The organism is Paenibacillus sp. 1_12 (genome assembly GCF_900114475.1).
GTDB lineage: Bacteria > Bacillota > Bacilli > Paenibacillales > NBRC-103111 > Paenibacillus_S.
Window position 1 is genome coordinate 503834 of record NZ_FOTE01000003.1, and the last position, 14797, is coordinate 518630.

Here is a 14797-nt window from a genome sequence, read left to right on the forward strand (position 1 = left end):
ACTAGCAAAGAATGGCCTCAGCGCATGCGCTGAGGTTTGTTTTTTTGCAATCGAGTAAGCATCTGGAAGGAAAGCGGGAGAAAGTGACCCTATTCTATGCATGATGAAAACAAATGCTTATATATCCCTTAATTTGTAGCCATAAGCGGTTTATTGACGATTTATTCATTTAACAGAGACAGGCTCACACTGGTACAATATACAAAAGAATAAGCATAGGCAATATAGAAATAAATGAAATCAGGTAAAGCTGCTGACGGGGGACGGGCATGATAACGAGGCTGGGATCAGGTATTAAGAATTGGATGGACTCGAGGCGGTTGCATATTCCCGAGGAAAAGCGGCTGTCTAAGGATGCGGTTACATCCTTGTTTATTCACTTTTGCTTTCAATTTGGGGCATCGATGTCCGGTGTGTTTCTCACCTTGTATTTGTGGCGGCTTACTCACAGCCTCTGGATCAATGGGATGTATAACATCATCAACTATGCGGTTGCGCCATTTGCTTTTATGCTGGGCGGATTACTGATCAAGAAAAAGGACCGTATGGTCACCTACCGCTTTGGGATCGCATTGATAGCGTTATTTTATTTGATTGTGGTTCTGGCTCAGGAGCGTGTCGTCGATTATTACGTGTTATTTGCTATTTTTGGCGGTATGGCGGGGGCGGTTTACTGGGCAGGGGATTTGACTTTGATGTATGATGTGTCAACAGAACAGAACCGTATCCGATATTTGGCGATGAATATGATCGTGTTTACGTTGGCGGGACTGATAGGTCCTGCACTGGCTGGATATATTATCCGCCAAAGCAGTGGACTGCAAGGATATACCATTGTGTTTTCTATTGCTTTCATGATGTTCCTAATGGCAGCGATCGGAAGCCTGCGAATAAAAACAAAGGCTAACCATCATAAGGCCTATTATTTGAAATATGTTGGACTCCTGATGAACAAAAACAGGCTTTGGTTCAAATCGCTATTTTGCTTCTGTATTCTTGGGGTACTCCAGGGCATGATGATGTTTTTGCCAAGCATATTGCTATTTAAAATTGTAGAGCGTGAGGATCTGGTAGGTTATCTGGGTATGCTGTACGCAAGTCTGGGGATTGCAACCGGTATGTATATTTCGCGTTATGGAAGGGATAGCTGGGCGCGGCAGTTTATTGTCATTTCAACCATTGGCTGTGTAGCTGGGAGCTTATTATTAGTATGGAAGCTTAACTTGTTTACTGTCATTTTGTTCATGATCCTGTACTCGATTTGTGCGCCGCTGCAGGGGAATACGATCACTTCCTATTATTTTCGTATCATGGGCACACTCCCATTAAAGGGGCAGCTTCGCGTAGAGTCCGTTGTGATGAGAGAAACATTTGTGAATGTGGGACGGATTATCGCTATATTCGTACTGATCATTTTGAACCGCTATGCGGGAGATTGGACTTTGCCTTGGGTACTGCTGGGCGCATCGCTCGTTCAGATCGGGATCTATTGGCTGATAAAGCCGATGGGGCAAAAGGTGGCGGCTTAAGACTGACTAAAACGGCGACGAAGGCTGGCAATTCCCCATAATAGAACAGGCAGCGCTACAAACCCTGTTAAAATATAAAAAGTTCCGCTGGTTGAAATAAAGTGTGCAAGCTCCTGAAGGTTGGAAGACACCCAAATGGACATCACGGTAATTAAAAAACCAAGTGGTAGAACAATCGAGCGATAGCTGTCGAGCTTTAGCCACTCGGCGGCGCCAACTGCAAACGTGTAATAAAAAAATGATAGCTTGGAAAAGGTCCCAAGCACCCATATCATCATAATCATCGCTTCTACATGCTCGAAAAAATCGGCAAGCATAATGTAACGGGATGCAAACAGCACAGGATATATAATGCGTCCTGCCAGCTGTCCCATCAGCATTAGAATCGCGAGATTCATGATAATCATCGTGAACGCCACGGCGGCTACAGAAATATGGGCCCACTTTAAAGCTTTTTGAGGATCTTTAAGCGAAGGATATAAATAAGAAATCAGTATAAACTGACAAAACCAGCCTTGAACCACAATTGAACCTTTGATTGGAGGGACAACCCCCTTTTCCAAAAAAGGAAGCAAATTTGTCACCTTCATTTCCGGAATAATAAAAATAATCGTAAGCAGCAGAAGCAGAAGTACGACCGGAAGAAACAATTGAATACTTCTTGCAATAACCTCGATTCCGGCTCGGACTGCAAATGCGCATACGAGCACCATACTTGCAGCAACGATAACAAGGGGCGTTTTTTTGAAAAAATTCCCGATGATAAATTCGGAGTAGTCCCTTACGGTGGCTCCGAGAATATGCAGATTAAACAGTAAAAACAAGAAACCAATGATTTTACTAGTATATGTGCCAAGAACTGACTCCAAAAACCCAAAAAAGCTTTGATTGGGGTAATATTGATGCAGCCGATAAGTCACCCATACCATCACAAATCCGCAAATACTGCCAAGTATCGGGGTAAGCCACATATCGCGACCTGCTAGAGAGGTTGTGACTGACGGCATTAACAGAATAGCCGTTCCCAAAATGGTTTGATACATAATGATTGCCATTTGAGCGGATGAGATCTGTTCCTTTGCATTCATAAGCTTTAATTTCTCCTTCTTTTCGTTCGCCGTTTCCATTGTGATGCATAGCGGCTTGCAAGCCTAACTTGGAGGAGGCTTTAATAGGTCACCAAGTGGCTTGTAGACGGATTCAATAAGCTGAGTAGGTCCAGGCAAGTTCGGCTTAACTATTAATAAAATAGCTAATATCCATCCTATAGCTAGTATCCACATAAATGCCCTCCTATTTCTTGACTGCTGCCGCAGTTTACCCCACTCAATCCCTACGATCAATGCCATTACAACAGTTACACTTATGATATTAGCCCATTTTATTAGGAATCCACTCCTTTTTGTGGTGAGGTTGCATCCGGATTTGAGATACCGGGTCTGACAATATGTGAACTGGATATGATTACGACTTCCATCTTGGAGAAGATGTCATTCCAATTTGCTTTAGATGTGTTCCAGGCTTTAGGGTATTTTCTGTGGAAGGCCTCAGCAAATCCGAAAATATCGCTGTGGAAGCTTTTCTGAGCAGGCTGTAAAGCTTTTTTTGCACGATCTTCAATCAAATTGTCCATACTGGTTTCGATTGTCTTGATCCACTCCGGTTCCATTAGGCTGATTCCGGTCGTATTCTGCTGCACATCTTCCTCGGTTTCAATATGTACGTTCATCCGCCAAACGCCATTCACAATGCTGGGATGCAGCTGGGTATTGCTGCGAATCATACGCAGAGATACTGAGCCTTTGGATTTGGTGGGAGTCACAGTAATAACGGAGGTTTTGATCTCGTCTCTTAGCCATAGAATCCCGCGTGCTGCCTGACTGTCTAGCTTCCCGACCATTTTGCCATCCTTGAGAATTGCACTTCCACTAATAAAAGAAATAGTCTGGTTAGGAGGCAAACCTGGCTCCGGAGGTTGTATGACGATATAGGGGAGTGCAGCGGCGTTGGCATCACCTGTGAGCATTTCTGACAAATCCTTGATCGTAACCTGCAAACCGGTATGAAATTTGGATATTTCCCGCAGTACCTCTGACGAATTACGCTCTAGTGGTGGGATCAGTCGTAATGTATCTTTGCCCAAGCCCTTGCTAATGAAAACATTGGCCCGCTCCCGCGGCTCCGATGACCGAAGCATGAAATCGACATCCTCACGGATTCCTTGCTGAGCCCTCGCCTGACCAAAAATGTACACCTCGTTATGTCCCCAAAAAACTTCTCGCGGCAATCTTTCCTGAAGATGTGACATCGCATCGGCAATGGACACACCTTCAGCGGATATAACCATAGTTTGCTCTTGAGTACCACCTTTGGAGGAAGTCCCTCCTAAGGAGGCACTTCCTCCGCCTTCAGCTTTAGGGATGAACACTTGAACGGACAGCTCTAGGAGCCCTTTGCTTTTTTGATCGATAGCGGCCCCCATAACAAAAGCAAGATCATTAATTTCTTTTCTGTCCCAACAGCCTGTGGTAATAATCAAGATCAAACTACACAGGAGCAGCACGCTTAGGGTTCGGTTGAAACGGTATCTGATTTGCAAATCAGCTTTGCCGCGCATGCTACGTGGTCCCGTCTTTGCCGGAACCCGGTATGGTGTCGGCGGATTGTCGAATGCTGTTAGGATTTCCGGTGAGATCAGGTCTTGTATTCAGACTCCATAGTGGAGCGCGGATGAGCACATCCTTCCATTCTCCTTTTTTCATGGGAGCCATCGAAGACAGATAAGGCACACCAAAGGAGCGAAGCGAGCTGAGGTGAATCACGAGCACGATAATTCCCAGCATCAAACCAAGCAAGCCGAGAAGACCTGCCAGCAGCATGATGGGAAAACGCAGCAGTCTGATCGCAATGCCAAAAGTGAAATGGGGAATCATAAAGGAAGCGATCCCGGTCAAAGCAACAACCATGACCATGGGGGCTGATACCAGACCAGCCGAGGTCGCGGCTTGTCCAATAACAAGTGCACCAACGATGCTCACGGCGGCACCCACCTGCTTCGGTAAACGGACGCCAGCCTCACGTAAGCCTTCAAACGTAATTTCCATCAGCATGGCTTCGACTAGAGCTGGGAACGGAATATCCTCACGAGATTTGGAAATGCTCAGCAGAAGCGTGGTTGGAAGCATTTCTTGATGATAGGTAAGCACAGCAACGTACATGGAAGGGCCTAACAGAGCAAATACAAGAAACATATATCGCGTCCAACGTATGAAAGAACCGAATATATAGTTTTGGTAATAGTCTTCAGGCGACTGCAGCAGGGAATAGAGGGTAGTCGGAGCTACCAAAGAAATCGGGGTTCCATCGACGAGAACTGCAACACGACCTTCCAGTAGACCGGCAGTAACAATATCGGGTCGTTCCGTTGATTGCACCTGTGGAAAAGGAGATTTCCTTGAATCCCGAATAAGCTCTTCGATATACCCGCTTTCCAAAATCCCATCGATATCTATATGCTTCAGCCGTTCCGTCATTTCTTGCAATAAGGCTTCATCTGCCAAGGAATCGATATAGGCGATAGCTACCTGAGTCTGCGTGTAGCGTCCGATCTGCATAGTTCTCATCTTGAACGAAGGACTGCGGAGCTTGCGGCGCAGCAAGGACATATTGACGCTTAAGGTTTCTGTAAAGCCTTCACGGGGGCCGCGTACAACGGATTCGGACATCGGCTCCTCAATGCTTCTTTTCTCCCATTTACTCAAACCAAAAGCAAGCCCAAAGTTTTCTCCATCTATAAGGATAACAGGCATACCTATCGAAATGTGTTTGACTACTTGTTCAAAGGTAGTGACGGTTTCGGATTGAGAGACCGGCAATATTTCCTTGAGCGCAGATAGCAGCTGACCGTCCTCCAGATTGTGCTTTTTCATAAGGGAAGTTAATACTTGACGGTCCAGCGCAGCTGCATCGGTTAAGCCTTCAATGTAAAACAAAACCGCATCGATTTGGCTTCCAAATGAAAATGGATGTACCACCAAATCGGGGCAGTCGACATAAATCGTTTGCAGGTGCTCGGTATTAGTTTTCAGGTCATCCAATAATGGAGTGCAAGATGCCGGGGTAAATTCAAATACGGGATGGTTGTTGGGCTTTAATGGGCTCATGGGACTCTCTTTATCCTATTCATGAATGATATGGAGTTTATTATCTCCTGCATGGCCCATTTCTATAACTATCCAGATTGAAGAAGGATTACGGAACGAAGTGATGGGAACAACGAGTTGTGGGTTATTTAACATTGGCTGTTCCATGTTCAAGTCTGGCTATCCACGGTTCAATAGATTCCTCACCATTCACAAACAAGCGCTTTAACAATAGTCGGCCTTGCTCACGAGTAGTCATGCCTTGATCAATGGTGAAGGCAAATCGGAAGCCATACTCCTTCAGCAGTTTTAAAGTCGTTTCATTTTTTTCTCCAAAGGGGTAGCAAAATACAGAGGTATCGATATTCAACTGCTCATCGATTTGACGTTTGGATTCACTGATTTCAAAGGCTTGGCTTTTCGCGGAAAGCTTGGGAAGATGAGGGTGCGTCATGCCATGAGGCTGTATGTCCCAGCCTGCTTCATGCATTTCCTTGATTTGATCCCAATTAAGGAAATATCCGTCCTCGGTTGTACCGGGTGATACAAAGAGGGTGGCGTGAAAATTAAGCTGTTTCAACAACGGCAGAGCATGCTCATAATTATCTGCATACCCGTCATCAAAGGTTAGCAGAACGGGTTTCTTAGGAAGCGTTAATGTTTTTCCATCCATATAATCGATAAATTGTTGGAGTGTGAGCGTATGGTAGCCGTTATTGGATAAGTAGAGCATTTGCTCTTCAAACTTAGCAGGGGTTATGACAGCACGATTGCCGGGATCAATCGTAATACTGTGATAGTTTAGTACTGGAATATGCTGGGGCTGCTGCTCAACTGCTGCTTCATCAGCTGCAGGTTGTGTAGTTTCTTGGAGCTGGGAATTGCCGCTTACAAGAGAGCTGACCTGAGAGCTGTCAGCTGTAAATGTAAATGCAGGTGCAGGTGCAGATGTAGATGTAGATGTAGATGTAGATACAGTCGGAGATGCAGTGTCATTTGCTGGTGCTGCAGGTACTGTAGAAGTATTAGGGAACATAGACATATATACGGAGGGCTTCAATGGTCCAGACATTGGGCTGTCAAAAAGCGTTTGCACGCGCAGCGGCACATCGGATTCGGCAGATCGTACAGACGGTGAGATTAGACGTGACCAGGATAAACAAATCAATAGCAATAGACAGCATAATAGTAATATATACCATCTATAAGCAATGAAAGCGTTCTTTAAAAGGTCTTCAGTTGGTTTTAGCAGACGATTCATATCCCATGGACAACTCCCTCCAGGAAAATCTACTACTATGATTATGGTTATTGCACGCTTTTATACCTGTATCTGTGCATCTGAGCTGCTTGCATGTTCAGGCAATGGCGGCAGTTCGGCTACTACGTGCCCATAAGTGACAAGTGCCTCTTCACCAAGCGGGCTCAAACGATAAATGCCTCTTTCAACTCGCTGATACCATCGGTAATAATTTTTTTGCAGTAATCCAGCTGTCTTGGGATTGCCAGTTAGTTGACGCAAGCGAAGGGGACTTAAGGTGCCGTGATGATGAAGCAATTGTGCCAGATGAAGTGCTTTCTCACGGTAAGAGGTCATTAGCTTCTTCTTACTGCTGCCGCCTACATTGTAATCTGCCCGACGCTCCATGAATTCCTTCACTATGCCATCCGCTGCCCGTTTATTGAGACGAGGCAGCTTGGCTGGTGTATACAGCGGCTCTATATTTGTATTAATCGCGTTAGAAGGTTCAGCATCAGAGCTGCATGCATAATCCGCTGCGGATTCAAAACGATTGTCGGCATCCATAGTAGAAAATGGACTATCAAAATCGGATGGCATAGAATCGGCTAAATTTGAAGTGACAGCAGCTGTGAGCAAGTCTGCAGCAGCCTTTGATGGATGGCATTCGATATGAACAGCAGGCTGCTTTCGTTTGAAAAATTGAACGGTTATCATGCCGATTCCGAGCATTTGGCAAAGCTTGCGCAGCTCAGGCCAACTGGCTCCATGAGGGGCGCGCCCTTTATTAGGGAGCTCAAAAGCGACATATACACAACGGCTTAGACGAAGCCGATCGATGCCCTGCAATAGTAACGGGATAGAAAAGTATCTTTTTAATTCCACAATAACCGGCTGCTCTTCACCACGGATGGCGACGAGATCACAATGGCGGACTTCCCCTCTAACTGAATAGCCTTGATGCTCGAAGAAGGATTTAACCGGTGCATAGAGCTCGGTCTCGGTTTTGATCGGCACGGTTGTCGTTCTCCTTTGTATAAGCTTGTTTACCCAAATTACAATAATTATAGCACAGATTGATTAGTTGGAATGGATGACTTGTTGTAATCATAGTGCAGGGCCACTTTTCAATAATTGAATTTTTTGTCTAAAATTTTAGGTCAACTTATCCCCATTCATTGCATACTTATTTATTACACTTCAATTTTGATGGTACCGCACAGGCGACGTCTCTAACGAAAGAAGTCAGCTTTTAATCGGTAAAATGGTTTATGCTTGCGAAGTCAGTTTTCCTTCGGAAAACTCGGCACATGCTTACGAAGTCAGTTTTCCTTCGGAAAACTCTTAGGAGGTTAACCCATGGACATATTCAAAAAAATTTCGGACCATCGCACGGAAATTGACCGATTGGCATGGACGGGAACGTTTGCCGAATATATTGAGATGGTTCGTCAAAGGCCTTACTTGGCTATGACTGCCCATAGCAGAGTTTATCGCATGCTGGCTGCTCAGGGATTCGGGGACGAGACCAAAAAGCGGTACCGCTTTTTTGATCAGGACATTTTTGGCCTTGACCATGCGATAGAAAAGCTTGTGGAAGAGTATTTCCATTCCGCGGCAAGGCGTCTGGATGTGCGGAAACGGATTCTGCTGCTGATGGGTCCGGTGAGCGGAGGCAAATCAACGATTGTGACGCTGCTCAAGCGGGGCTTGGAGCAATTCTCACGAACCGAGGAGGGAGCGGTCTTTGCCATCAAAGGCTGCCCGATGCATGAAGAACCGCTGCATTTGATTCCACAGCAGCTGCGCTTTGAGGTGGAGCAGGAGCTCGGAGTGAAGATCGAAGGGAGTCTATGCCCATCCTGCCAAATGAGACTGCGAACGGAGTATCAAGGTCGGATCGAGGATGTGCTGGTCGAACGGGTGTTCATTTCTGAGGAAAGCCGTACAGGAATTGGCACGTTCAGCCCATCGGATCCCAAATCACAGGATATTGCCGACTTGACGGGCAGCATCGACTTTTCAACCATAACGGAGTTCGGTTCTGAATCTGATCCGCGTGCCTACCGGTTTGACGGAGAGCTGAACAAAGCAAATCGCGGGATTATGGAGTTCCAGGAAATGCTGAAGTGTGACGAGAAGTTTTTATGGAATTTACTATCGCTGACACAGGAGGGGAACTTCAAGGCTGGGCGCTTCGCTCTGATCTCTGCCGACGAATTGATTATTGCCCATACGAATGAATCGGAATACAAATCGTTTATTGCGAACAAGAAAAACGAAGCCCTGCAGTCGAGGATGATCGTCATGCCGATTCCATACAATTTGAAGGTATCGGATGAAATTAAAATTTATGAAAAGCTGATAGGGCAAAGCGACATGGCCCATATTCATATTGCCCCGCACTCTTTGCGCGCAGCGGCGATTTTTTCCATCTTGACCCGGCTTAAGGAATCGAAAAAACAAGGTATGGATTTGGTTAAAAAAATGCGGATGTACGATGGCGAGGAGGTTGAGGGGTACAAGGAAGCTGATCTTAAGGAAATGCAGAATGAGTATTTGGAGGAAGGAATGTCAGGCATTGATCCAAGGTATGTCATTAATCGGATTTCCAGTGCTTTGATTCGTCAGGGGCTGCAATTCATTAATGCGCTTGATGTGCTTCGTGCATTGAAGGATGGATTGGATCAGCATCCGTCGATTACAAAGGAAGAAAGAGAGCGTTATTTGAATTTCATTTCGGTAGCCCGCAAGGAATATGACGATTTGGCCAAAAAAGAAGTCCAAAAGGCTTTTGTATATTCATTCGAGGAATCGGCCAAAACCTTGTTCAACAATTATCTCGACAATATTGAATCCTATTGCAATTGGGGGAAAGTGAAGGACCCGATGACCGGCGAGGAAATGGACCCGGATGAAAGGCTGATGCGATCGATCGAAGAGCAAATCGGTATTTCCGAGAATGCCAAAAAGGCATTCCGCGAAGAGATCCTAATCCGCATGTCCTCCTATTCTCGTAAGGGCCATCGTTTTGACTACAGTAGTCATGAACGTCTTCGTGAAGCCATCGAGAAGAAGCTATTTACCGATCTGAAGGATATTGTGAAAATTACAACTTCGACGAAAACACCAGATGAATTGCAGCTGAAACGAATTAACGAAGTGATCAGCAGGCTGGTTGACGAGCATGGTTATACCGTTTCGTCAGCGAATGAGCTGCTGCGCTATGTGGGCAGCTTGTTAAATCGATAAAAATTGTTGGATAGGATGCAGAGAACCAGTCCCACCGTTGTCCCTAGGAGGACACGGAGGGAGCTGGTTATTTGTATTAAATATTGAGGGCGTGCCGCAGATGCTAGACTGCGCATAGGTTCGCATATTAAAGGAGACGTTCATATGCGTATCTCTTTGCTGCATAATGTAACCACAATGGTTTTCGTAATCCGCATAAGAGTAATTGTTTTAGCGCCCATTTTCCTTTTCAAACTCACCTTATAGGCGAATGTACATATGATGTACTGTGAGAATCGCCATTCCAAATGGATAAGGGAGAGTTAAAATGACTAATCAAAATGGAACACAGGAGCAGAATCTGCAACAGCTTCAAAGCGAAATTCTGCCTACAGCTGCTATTTCACGTGAGCCCGTAGGTGGTGGCTTTCATGGAGGCGGACATGGTGGAGGCGGACATGTTGGAGGTGGATACCATGGCGGTGGCTTTCATGGTGGAGGTGGATTCCATGGAAATGGCTTTAACGGAGGTTTCAATAACTCGCTGCTGCTGCCGCTAGCATTGACGGGGTATTCACCCTACTACCCTTATCCGTATCCATATCCTTATCAGCCGTATCCATACCCGTATCCGTATCCTGCATATCCGACTTACCCAGGAAATGTGTATTAAGCAGAGTTATCGAGTAAACGATGATCAAACTTGGTTGGGCAATCCATGTTTATAAAATGGCAGGCATCGTGATTTCAACAGTGGTGCCAACGCCGATCTCGCTTGTGATCCGTAGTTTTCCCCCATGATTTTCGATGATTTTGAATGTGACCATCAGTCCAAGGCCTGTTCCTCTTTCCTTTGTCGTATAAAAAGGCTCACCGAGTCTTGGAATGCGCTCCTCTGGAATGCCGCAGCCTTGGTCAGTAAAGCGGATCATAATTTGATCCGTTTCTTTCATTTGCAAATCAATAAGAATATGGCCGCCTTCACTCATCGATTCAATGGAGTTGTTCAGTATATTTATAAATACCTGTTTAATCTGATTTTCATCACAATTGATTAAGGACAGGTTGGCTGAGGCCTCTGTGGATAGATTGACATTGTGAAGCGCTGCCTGTGAGCCTACCAGAACAATCGTATTTTGCAAAATGACCCTTAAATCCTTAGGCTGATATGCAACCGACTGAGGCTTCGCAATGACAAGAAATTCACTGACGATAAAGTTGATACGCTCCAGCTCGTCCTGCATGATTTCGAAATAGGATTCATATCCTGAGATTTTGGACTGCATCAATTGAACGAAGCCCTTTAAAGAGGTTAACGGATTTCGAATTTCATGAGCCACACCAGCGGCCAATTGACCAACAATCGAAAGCTTCTCAGAGCGGATCAGCATTTCCTCAGCGCGCTTGCGCTCACTGATATCTTTGCCAATCATGTACACGCCGCTCATCTGACCGTTGACTACAATAGGTACGTTCAGTATGCTCAGTTCGACAATACCACCATCTTTGTGCAAAAAGCTAATCTCATATTGGTGGGTTTCTCCGCTCATCGTTCCAGTAAACTGTTCATGCCAACGATCCAGATGCTCAGGAATAATCAGATGATGAATCGATTTGTTCAATAACTCGATTTCGGAATAGCCGGTTATGGAGAAGATAGCGGGATTCGCGCTGGTACAATTCCCTTGGCTATCAAAAGAACAGATAGGATCAGGGTTATTCTGGAATAATGATTTGTATCGACGCTCACTTTGCTCCAATTGCTTCTCAGCTTTTTTTCGTTCATATATGGCCTGAATCATGGCATAAGAGCGGACAAAACGACTGTCCTCCTCCTGCGCAAGAATGGTTTCGAATATATCATCCTGGAATTCATCCGGGTTATTGCTATTGTGCAGCTTTTTCAATTCACCGAGCATGCTTTGCACATTAATAATGTGATCTTTATGCACCCATGCGGCAGATGCAGATTTGGAAGACTTCTCATTCTCGGGCTTCAAATGTACAACCGCTTTTTTGACATCATATTCGATAACATGGTTCATATTAACCACATTCATTTGATCGATAAGCCGGAAGCCATCTTCATACATAGCTTCTTCAAAAGCTTCAAGCGAGGCAGTCCAATAAAATTTATCGGTAGCCGTATGAATAACGAATTCCTTGTCCTTGATTTGCTCCAGTTTGACCACCTCGTCAGATTGGACGATCAAAATATCGGAGCCTCGTTTTCCATCACGTGTGACTGGGATTTTCTGCATATTTTTTTCACCTGCCTGCATCGTTTCACAAAAGGTTTAGCATTTTCGATATTGTAGTCGGCAAGAAGGAATTCGAGGTGTAATCGAAGAGTTGTCCTAAATCTAAAGTGGATTGAAATCACAACGAATAATGAATCCATTATATAGCTACTCGTTTTCATAAGTAAATGGAATTTTTTAAAAAACTGAACAATACGTGATGAAGCCATGCGTAATGTCGGCAATACGTCGAAAATTTGCTGCAAGGCGTAATCAATAATATACAGCTTAGCTGTAATATGGAAATCATGTGTGTTTCTTAGGATCATTTTATATAGAAAGAAACGTTTATAGGTAATAACTATATGTATAATCGATTTAATATATTTCACTTATCAAGCTTCTAGCCTCATAATTATAAAAAAGGAGTTGATGTAGGATGAATAAGCAGTCAGAAGGAAAATGGGATGCAGATCATTACGACAACAATATGAGCTATGTATCGCGTCTTGGAAAAGGAGTCGTTGGACTGCTGGCGCCGAAGCAAAATGAACGGATATTGGACTTGGGCTGCGGGACTGGCGAGCTGGTTAATGAGATTGTTCAGCTAGGAGCAGACTGTAGGGGAATTGATGGTTCAGAAGAGATGATTGCCCAAGCGAGAACCAAGTATCCTGCACTAGGCTTTGAAGTGGCTGACGGTCATTCTTTTCGTGTTGTTGAGCCTTTTGACGCTGTTTTCTCCAACGCAGCGCTGCATTGGATGACGGAGCCCGAGCGTGTGATTGAGTCGGTCAGACTGGCGCTGCGGGATCATGGACGGTTCGTTGCCGAGTTTGGAGGCAAAGGTAATATCGGTGCGATAGTTCAGGCTATATCAGAGGTTCTTGGCACATTGGGTATTGATGCAGGAAAGCTTAATCCCTGGTACTTTCCGGCAATCGGAGCATATAGCTCCCTGCTGGAGAAGCATGGCTTCGAGGTTCGGTCCATGGAGCATTACGACAGGCCGACCCCGCTGGATGGAGGTGTGAACGGGCTTAGGCATTGGCTGGACGCGTTCGCGGGTATGTTCTTCGCCAAGCTTGACGTGATGCAACGGGAGGAAGCTTATGTGCGCTGTGAACAGCTGCTGTATGCGCACTTGTTTGATGGTGAACAGTGGATCGCGGATTATCGCAGATTGCGGTTTGCAGCAGCTGTGAATTAGCTAAAGCTGTGAATGATCCCACGAAGCAGAAACATTAGGAGAAGTTTAACCTGATCCCCGTACAATCAGTCGAGCGGACAAAATGACCTTTTCCGTATGTACACTGGGATGAGCCAGATTACGTAACAAGGCCTCCACGGCTCTGGTGCCCAGCAGCTCCTTGGCCAGTTCCACTGTAGTCAGTGGAGGTATGGAGCAGGCACTGGCGTCGATATTATCGATACCGATGATCTTACATCTGGATGGCACAGGTATCGAGTGCTCCTGCAGCAGCTTCATCAGCTTGAGCGCAATTTCATCATTAGCGCAAATAAAGCCATCCGGCAGCTCTTCGGACGGAAGCGACCCAACACGTTTGGTCAACTGCTGCTCCCATGTGGGCTGCCCATAAGAAATGGTCCATTTTCTTAATGAGCAGCCTTCCATTCGATGGGAGTGCTCGTCCAGTGCTTGGCGACAGCCCCACCATCTTTCCTGAAAGCTAACCGAATAGGGATCCTTCCCCACAAATACAATCCGCTTACAGCCCTGAGACAACATCCGGCGGCAAGCCAATCGGGCAGCCTCCAGATTGGCATTCAATATACAATCGGCACGAATAAGCGGTTCCTCATGATCAACAAGAATAACCGGCGCATCCGCTCTATGCAGCTGAACGAGCTTATTCAGTGAGGTTATCGGAAGAGTCCCCAACACAATAGATCCTAAGCAGGTCGGACTGGATATAGCCGCGAGTGGAGAAGTCATGGGGTTGTCCGTCATCAGCTTGCCGGGCGAGAGCACCTGTGTCTGCCAGCCATTGCCTTTGCAGCCAAGGATGACGCCGTTAAGTACGCGTGACCAAAAGCTGATCTCGTCTCGCTGTTTATCATGAGCCCATATCGCCACATAAGCAGAAGCAGCATCAGTATGGGTCATGTCACCATCACATAATAAATCTGCAGCAGAAGGCAAGCCAGAGACAGCCTCAGATGCTGTATCGTTTGGCAGAAGGGAGGCACTTCTTTTGTCGGTCTTTATCCGATATCCGAGTGCCCTTGCCATAGCCTCCACTTCACGTCTGGTCGTTTCACTTACGCCAATCTTGCCGGATAAAGCTTGTGACACCGTATACTTGGAAACACCCAATCGATCAGCAATAAGCTGCATCGTTATTTTGGCATGCTGGCTAGATAAAGGAATCATCCCCTCTTACAAAATCAATT

At 45.6% G+C, this 14797-nt stretch carries 12 protein-coding genes; 4 read left to right on the forward strand and 8 right to left on the reverse strand.

Annotation, left to right across the window (positions count from 1 at the left end; all coding sequences use genetic code 11):
- Positions 1-269 precede the first annotated feature (269 nt).
- The gene (locus BM210_RS09870) at positions 270-1529 is read left to right on the forward strand and encodes an MFS transporter (RefSeq protein ID WP_256223444.1); all 1260 of its coding nucleotides are present in this window, start codon (positions 270-272) and stop codon (positions 1527-1529) included.
- On the opposite strand, the gene BM210_RS09875 is transcribed toward BM210_RS09870, so the two are convergent.
- The 6 genes from BM210_RS09875 to BM210_RS09900 form a co-directional block, all read right to left on the reverse strand.
- Positions 1526-2617: a GerAB/ArcD/ProY family transporter gene (locus BM210_RS09875; protein ID WP_218184911.1), complete on the reverse strand. Its 1092-nt coding sequence runs from the start codon at positions 2615-2617 to the stop codon at positions 1526-1528. The genes BM210_RS09870 and BM210_RS09875 overlap by 4 nt on opposite strands.
- A gap of 63 nt (positions 2618-2680) precedes the next feature.
- Complete coding sequence (locus BM210_RS35640) at positions 2681-2812, reverse strand: hypothetical protein (RefSeq protein ID WP_256223445.1); 132 nt, start codon at positions 2810-2812, stop codon at positions 2681-2683.
- Positions 2813-2913: 101 nt separating this feature from the next.
- Entirely contained in the window at positions 2914-4146 is a 1233-nt protein-coding gene (locus BM210_RS09885; protein ID WP_091167459.1) for a Ger(x)C family spore germination protein, read from the reverse strand.
- Between the two features lies 1 nt (position 4147).
- Positions 4148-5692, reverse strand: coding sequence for a spore germination protein (locus BM210_RS09890; protein WP_091167460.1), 1545 nt, complete (start codon positions 5690-5692; stop codon positions 4148-4150).
- A gap of 124 nt (positions 5693-5816) precedes the next feature.
- Complete coding sequence (locus BM210_RS09895) at positions 5817-6932, reverse strand: polysaccharide deacetylase family protein (RefSeq protein WP_256223447.1); 1116 nt, start codon at positions 6930-6932, stop codon at positions 5817-5819.
- Positions 6933-6992: 60 nt separating this feature from the next.
- Entirely contained in the window at positions 6993-7928 is a 936-nt protein-coding gene (locus BM210_RS09900; protein WP_256223448.1) for a DUF2161 family putative PD-(D/E)XK-type phosphodiesterase, read from the reverse strand.
- Between the two features lie 342 nt (positions 7929-8270).
- On the opposite strand from BM210_RS09900, the gene BM210_RS09905 reads away from it, so the two are divergent.
- Both BM210_RS09905 and BM210_RS09910 read left to right on the forward strand, forming a co-directional pair.
- Positions 8271-10163, forward strand: coding sequence for a PrkA family serine protein kinase (locus BM210_RS09905; RefSeq protein WP_091167462.1), 1893 nt, complete (start codon positions 8271-8273; stop codon positions 10161-10163).
- 307 nt (positions 10164-10470) lie between these two features.
- Positions 10471-10815 carry a hypothetical protein gene (locus BM210_RS09910; RefSeq protein ID WP_177237733.1) on the forward strand — a complete coding sequence of 115 codons (345 nt, stop codon included), beginning with the start codon at positions 10471-10473 and terminating at the stop codon, positions 10813-10815.
- A 49-nt stretch (positions 10816-10864) separates the two neighbouring features.
- Here the strand turns inward: BM210_RS09910 and BM210_RS09915 are convergent, their stop codons facing one another.
- A complete protein-coding gene (locus BM210_RS09915; protein ID WP_091167463.1) occupies positions 10865-12403 on the reverse strand; it encodes a PAS domain-containing sensor histidine kinase in 1539 nt (512 codons plus the stop codon).
- A 418-nt stretch (positions 12404-12821) separates the two neighbouring features.
- Here BM210_RS09915 and BM210_RS09920 point away from each other — a divergent pair, with 418 nt between their 5' ends.
- The gene (locus tag BM210_RS09920) at positions 12822-13592 is read left to right on the forward strand and encodes a class I SAM-dependent methyltransferase (RefSeq protein ID WP_091167465.1); all 771 of its coding nucleotides are present in this window, start codon (positions 12822-12824) and stop codon (positions 13590-13592) included.
- A 45-nt stretch (positions 13593-13637) separates the two neighbouring features.
- On the opposite strand, the gene BM210_RS09925 is transcribed toward BM210_RS09920, so the two are convergent.
- The gene (locus tag BM210_RS09925; protein ID WP_091167467.1) at positions 13638-14777 is read right to left on the reverse strand and encodes a LacI family DNA-binding transcriptional regulator; all 1140 of its coding nucleotides are present in this window, start codon (positions 14775-14777) and stop codon (positions 13638-13640) included.
- Between the last annotated feature and the right edge of the window lie 20 nt (positions 14778-14797).

Coding starts and splice junctions, on each gene's coding strand:
- BM210_RS09870 (WP_256223444.1), top strand. CDS start 270: ATGATAACGAGGCTGGGATCAGGTATTAAGAATTGGATGGACTCGAGG.
- BM210_RS09875 (WP_218184911.1), bottom strand. CDS start 2,617: ATGAATGCAAAGGAACAGATCTCATCCGCTCAAATGGCAATCATTATG.
- BM210_RS35640 (WP_256223445.1), bottom strand. CDS start 2,812: ATGTGGATACTAGCTATAGGATGGATATTAGCTATTTTATTAATAGTT.
- BM210_RS09885 (WP_091167459.1), bottom strand. CDS start 4,146: ATGCGCGGCAAAGCTGATTTGCAAATCAGATACCGTTTCAACCGAACC.
- BM210_RS09890 (WP_091167460.1), bottom strand. CDS start 5,692: ATGAGCCCATTAAAGCCCAACAACCATCCCGTATTTGAATTTACCCCG.
- BM210_RS09895 (WP_256223447.1), bottom strand. CDS start 6,932: ATGAATCGTCTGCTAAAACCAACTGAAGACCTTTTAAAGAACGCTTTC.
- BM210_RS09905 (WP_091167462.1), top strand. CDS start 8,271: ATGGACATATTCAAAAAAATTTCGGACCATCGCACGGAAATTGACCGA.
- BM210_RS09910 (WP_177237733.1), top strand. CDS start 10,471: ATGACTAATCAAAATGGAACACAGGAGCAGAATCTGCAACAGCTTCAA.
- BM210_RS09915 (WP_091167463.1), bottom strand. CDS start 12,403: ATGCAGAAAATCCCAGTCACACGTGATGGAAAACGAGGCTCCGATATT.
- BM210_RS09920 (WP_091167465.1), top strand. CDS start 12,822: ATGAATAAGCAGTCAGAAGGAAAATGGGATGCAGATCATTACGACAAC.
- BM210_RS09925 (WP_091167467.1), bottom strand. CDS start 14,777: ATGATTCCTTTATCTAGCCAGCATGCCAAAATAACGATGCAGCTTATT.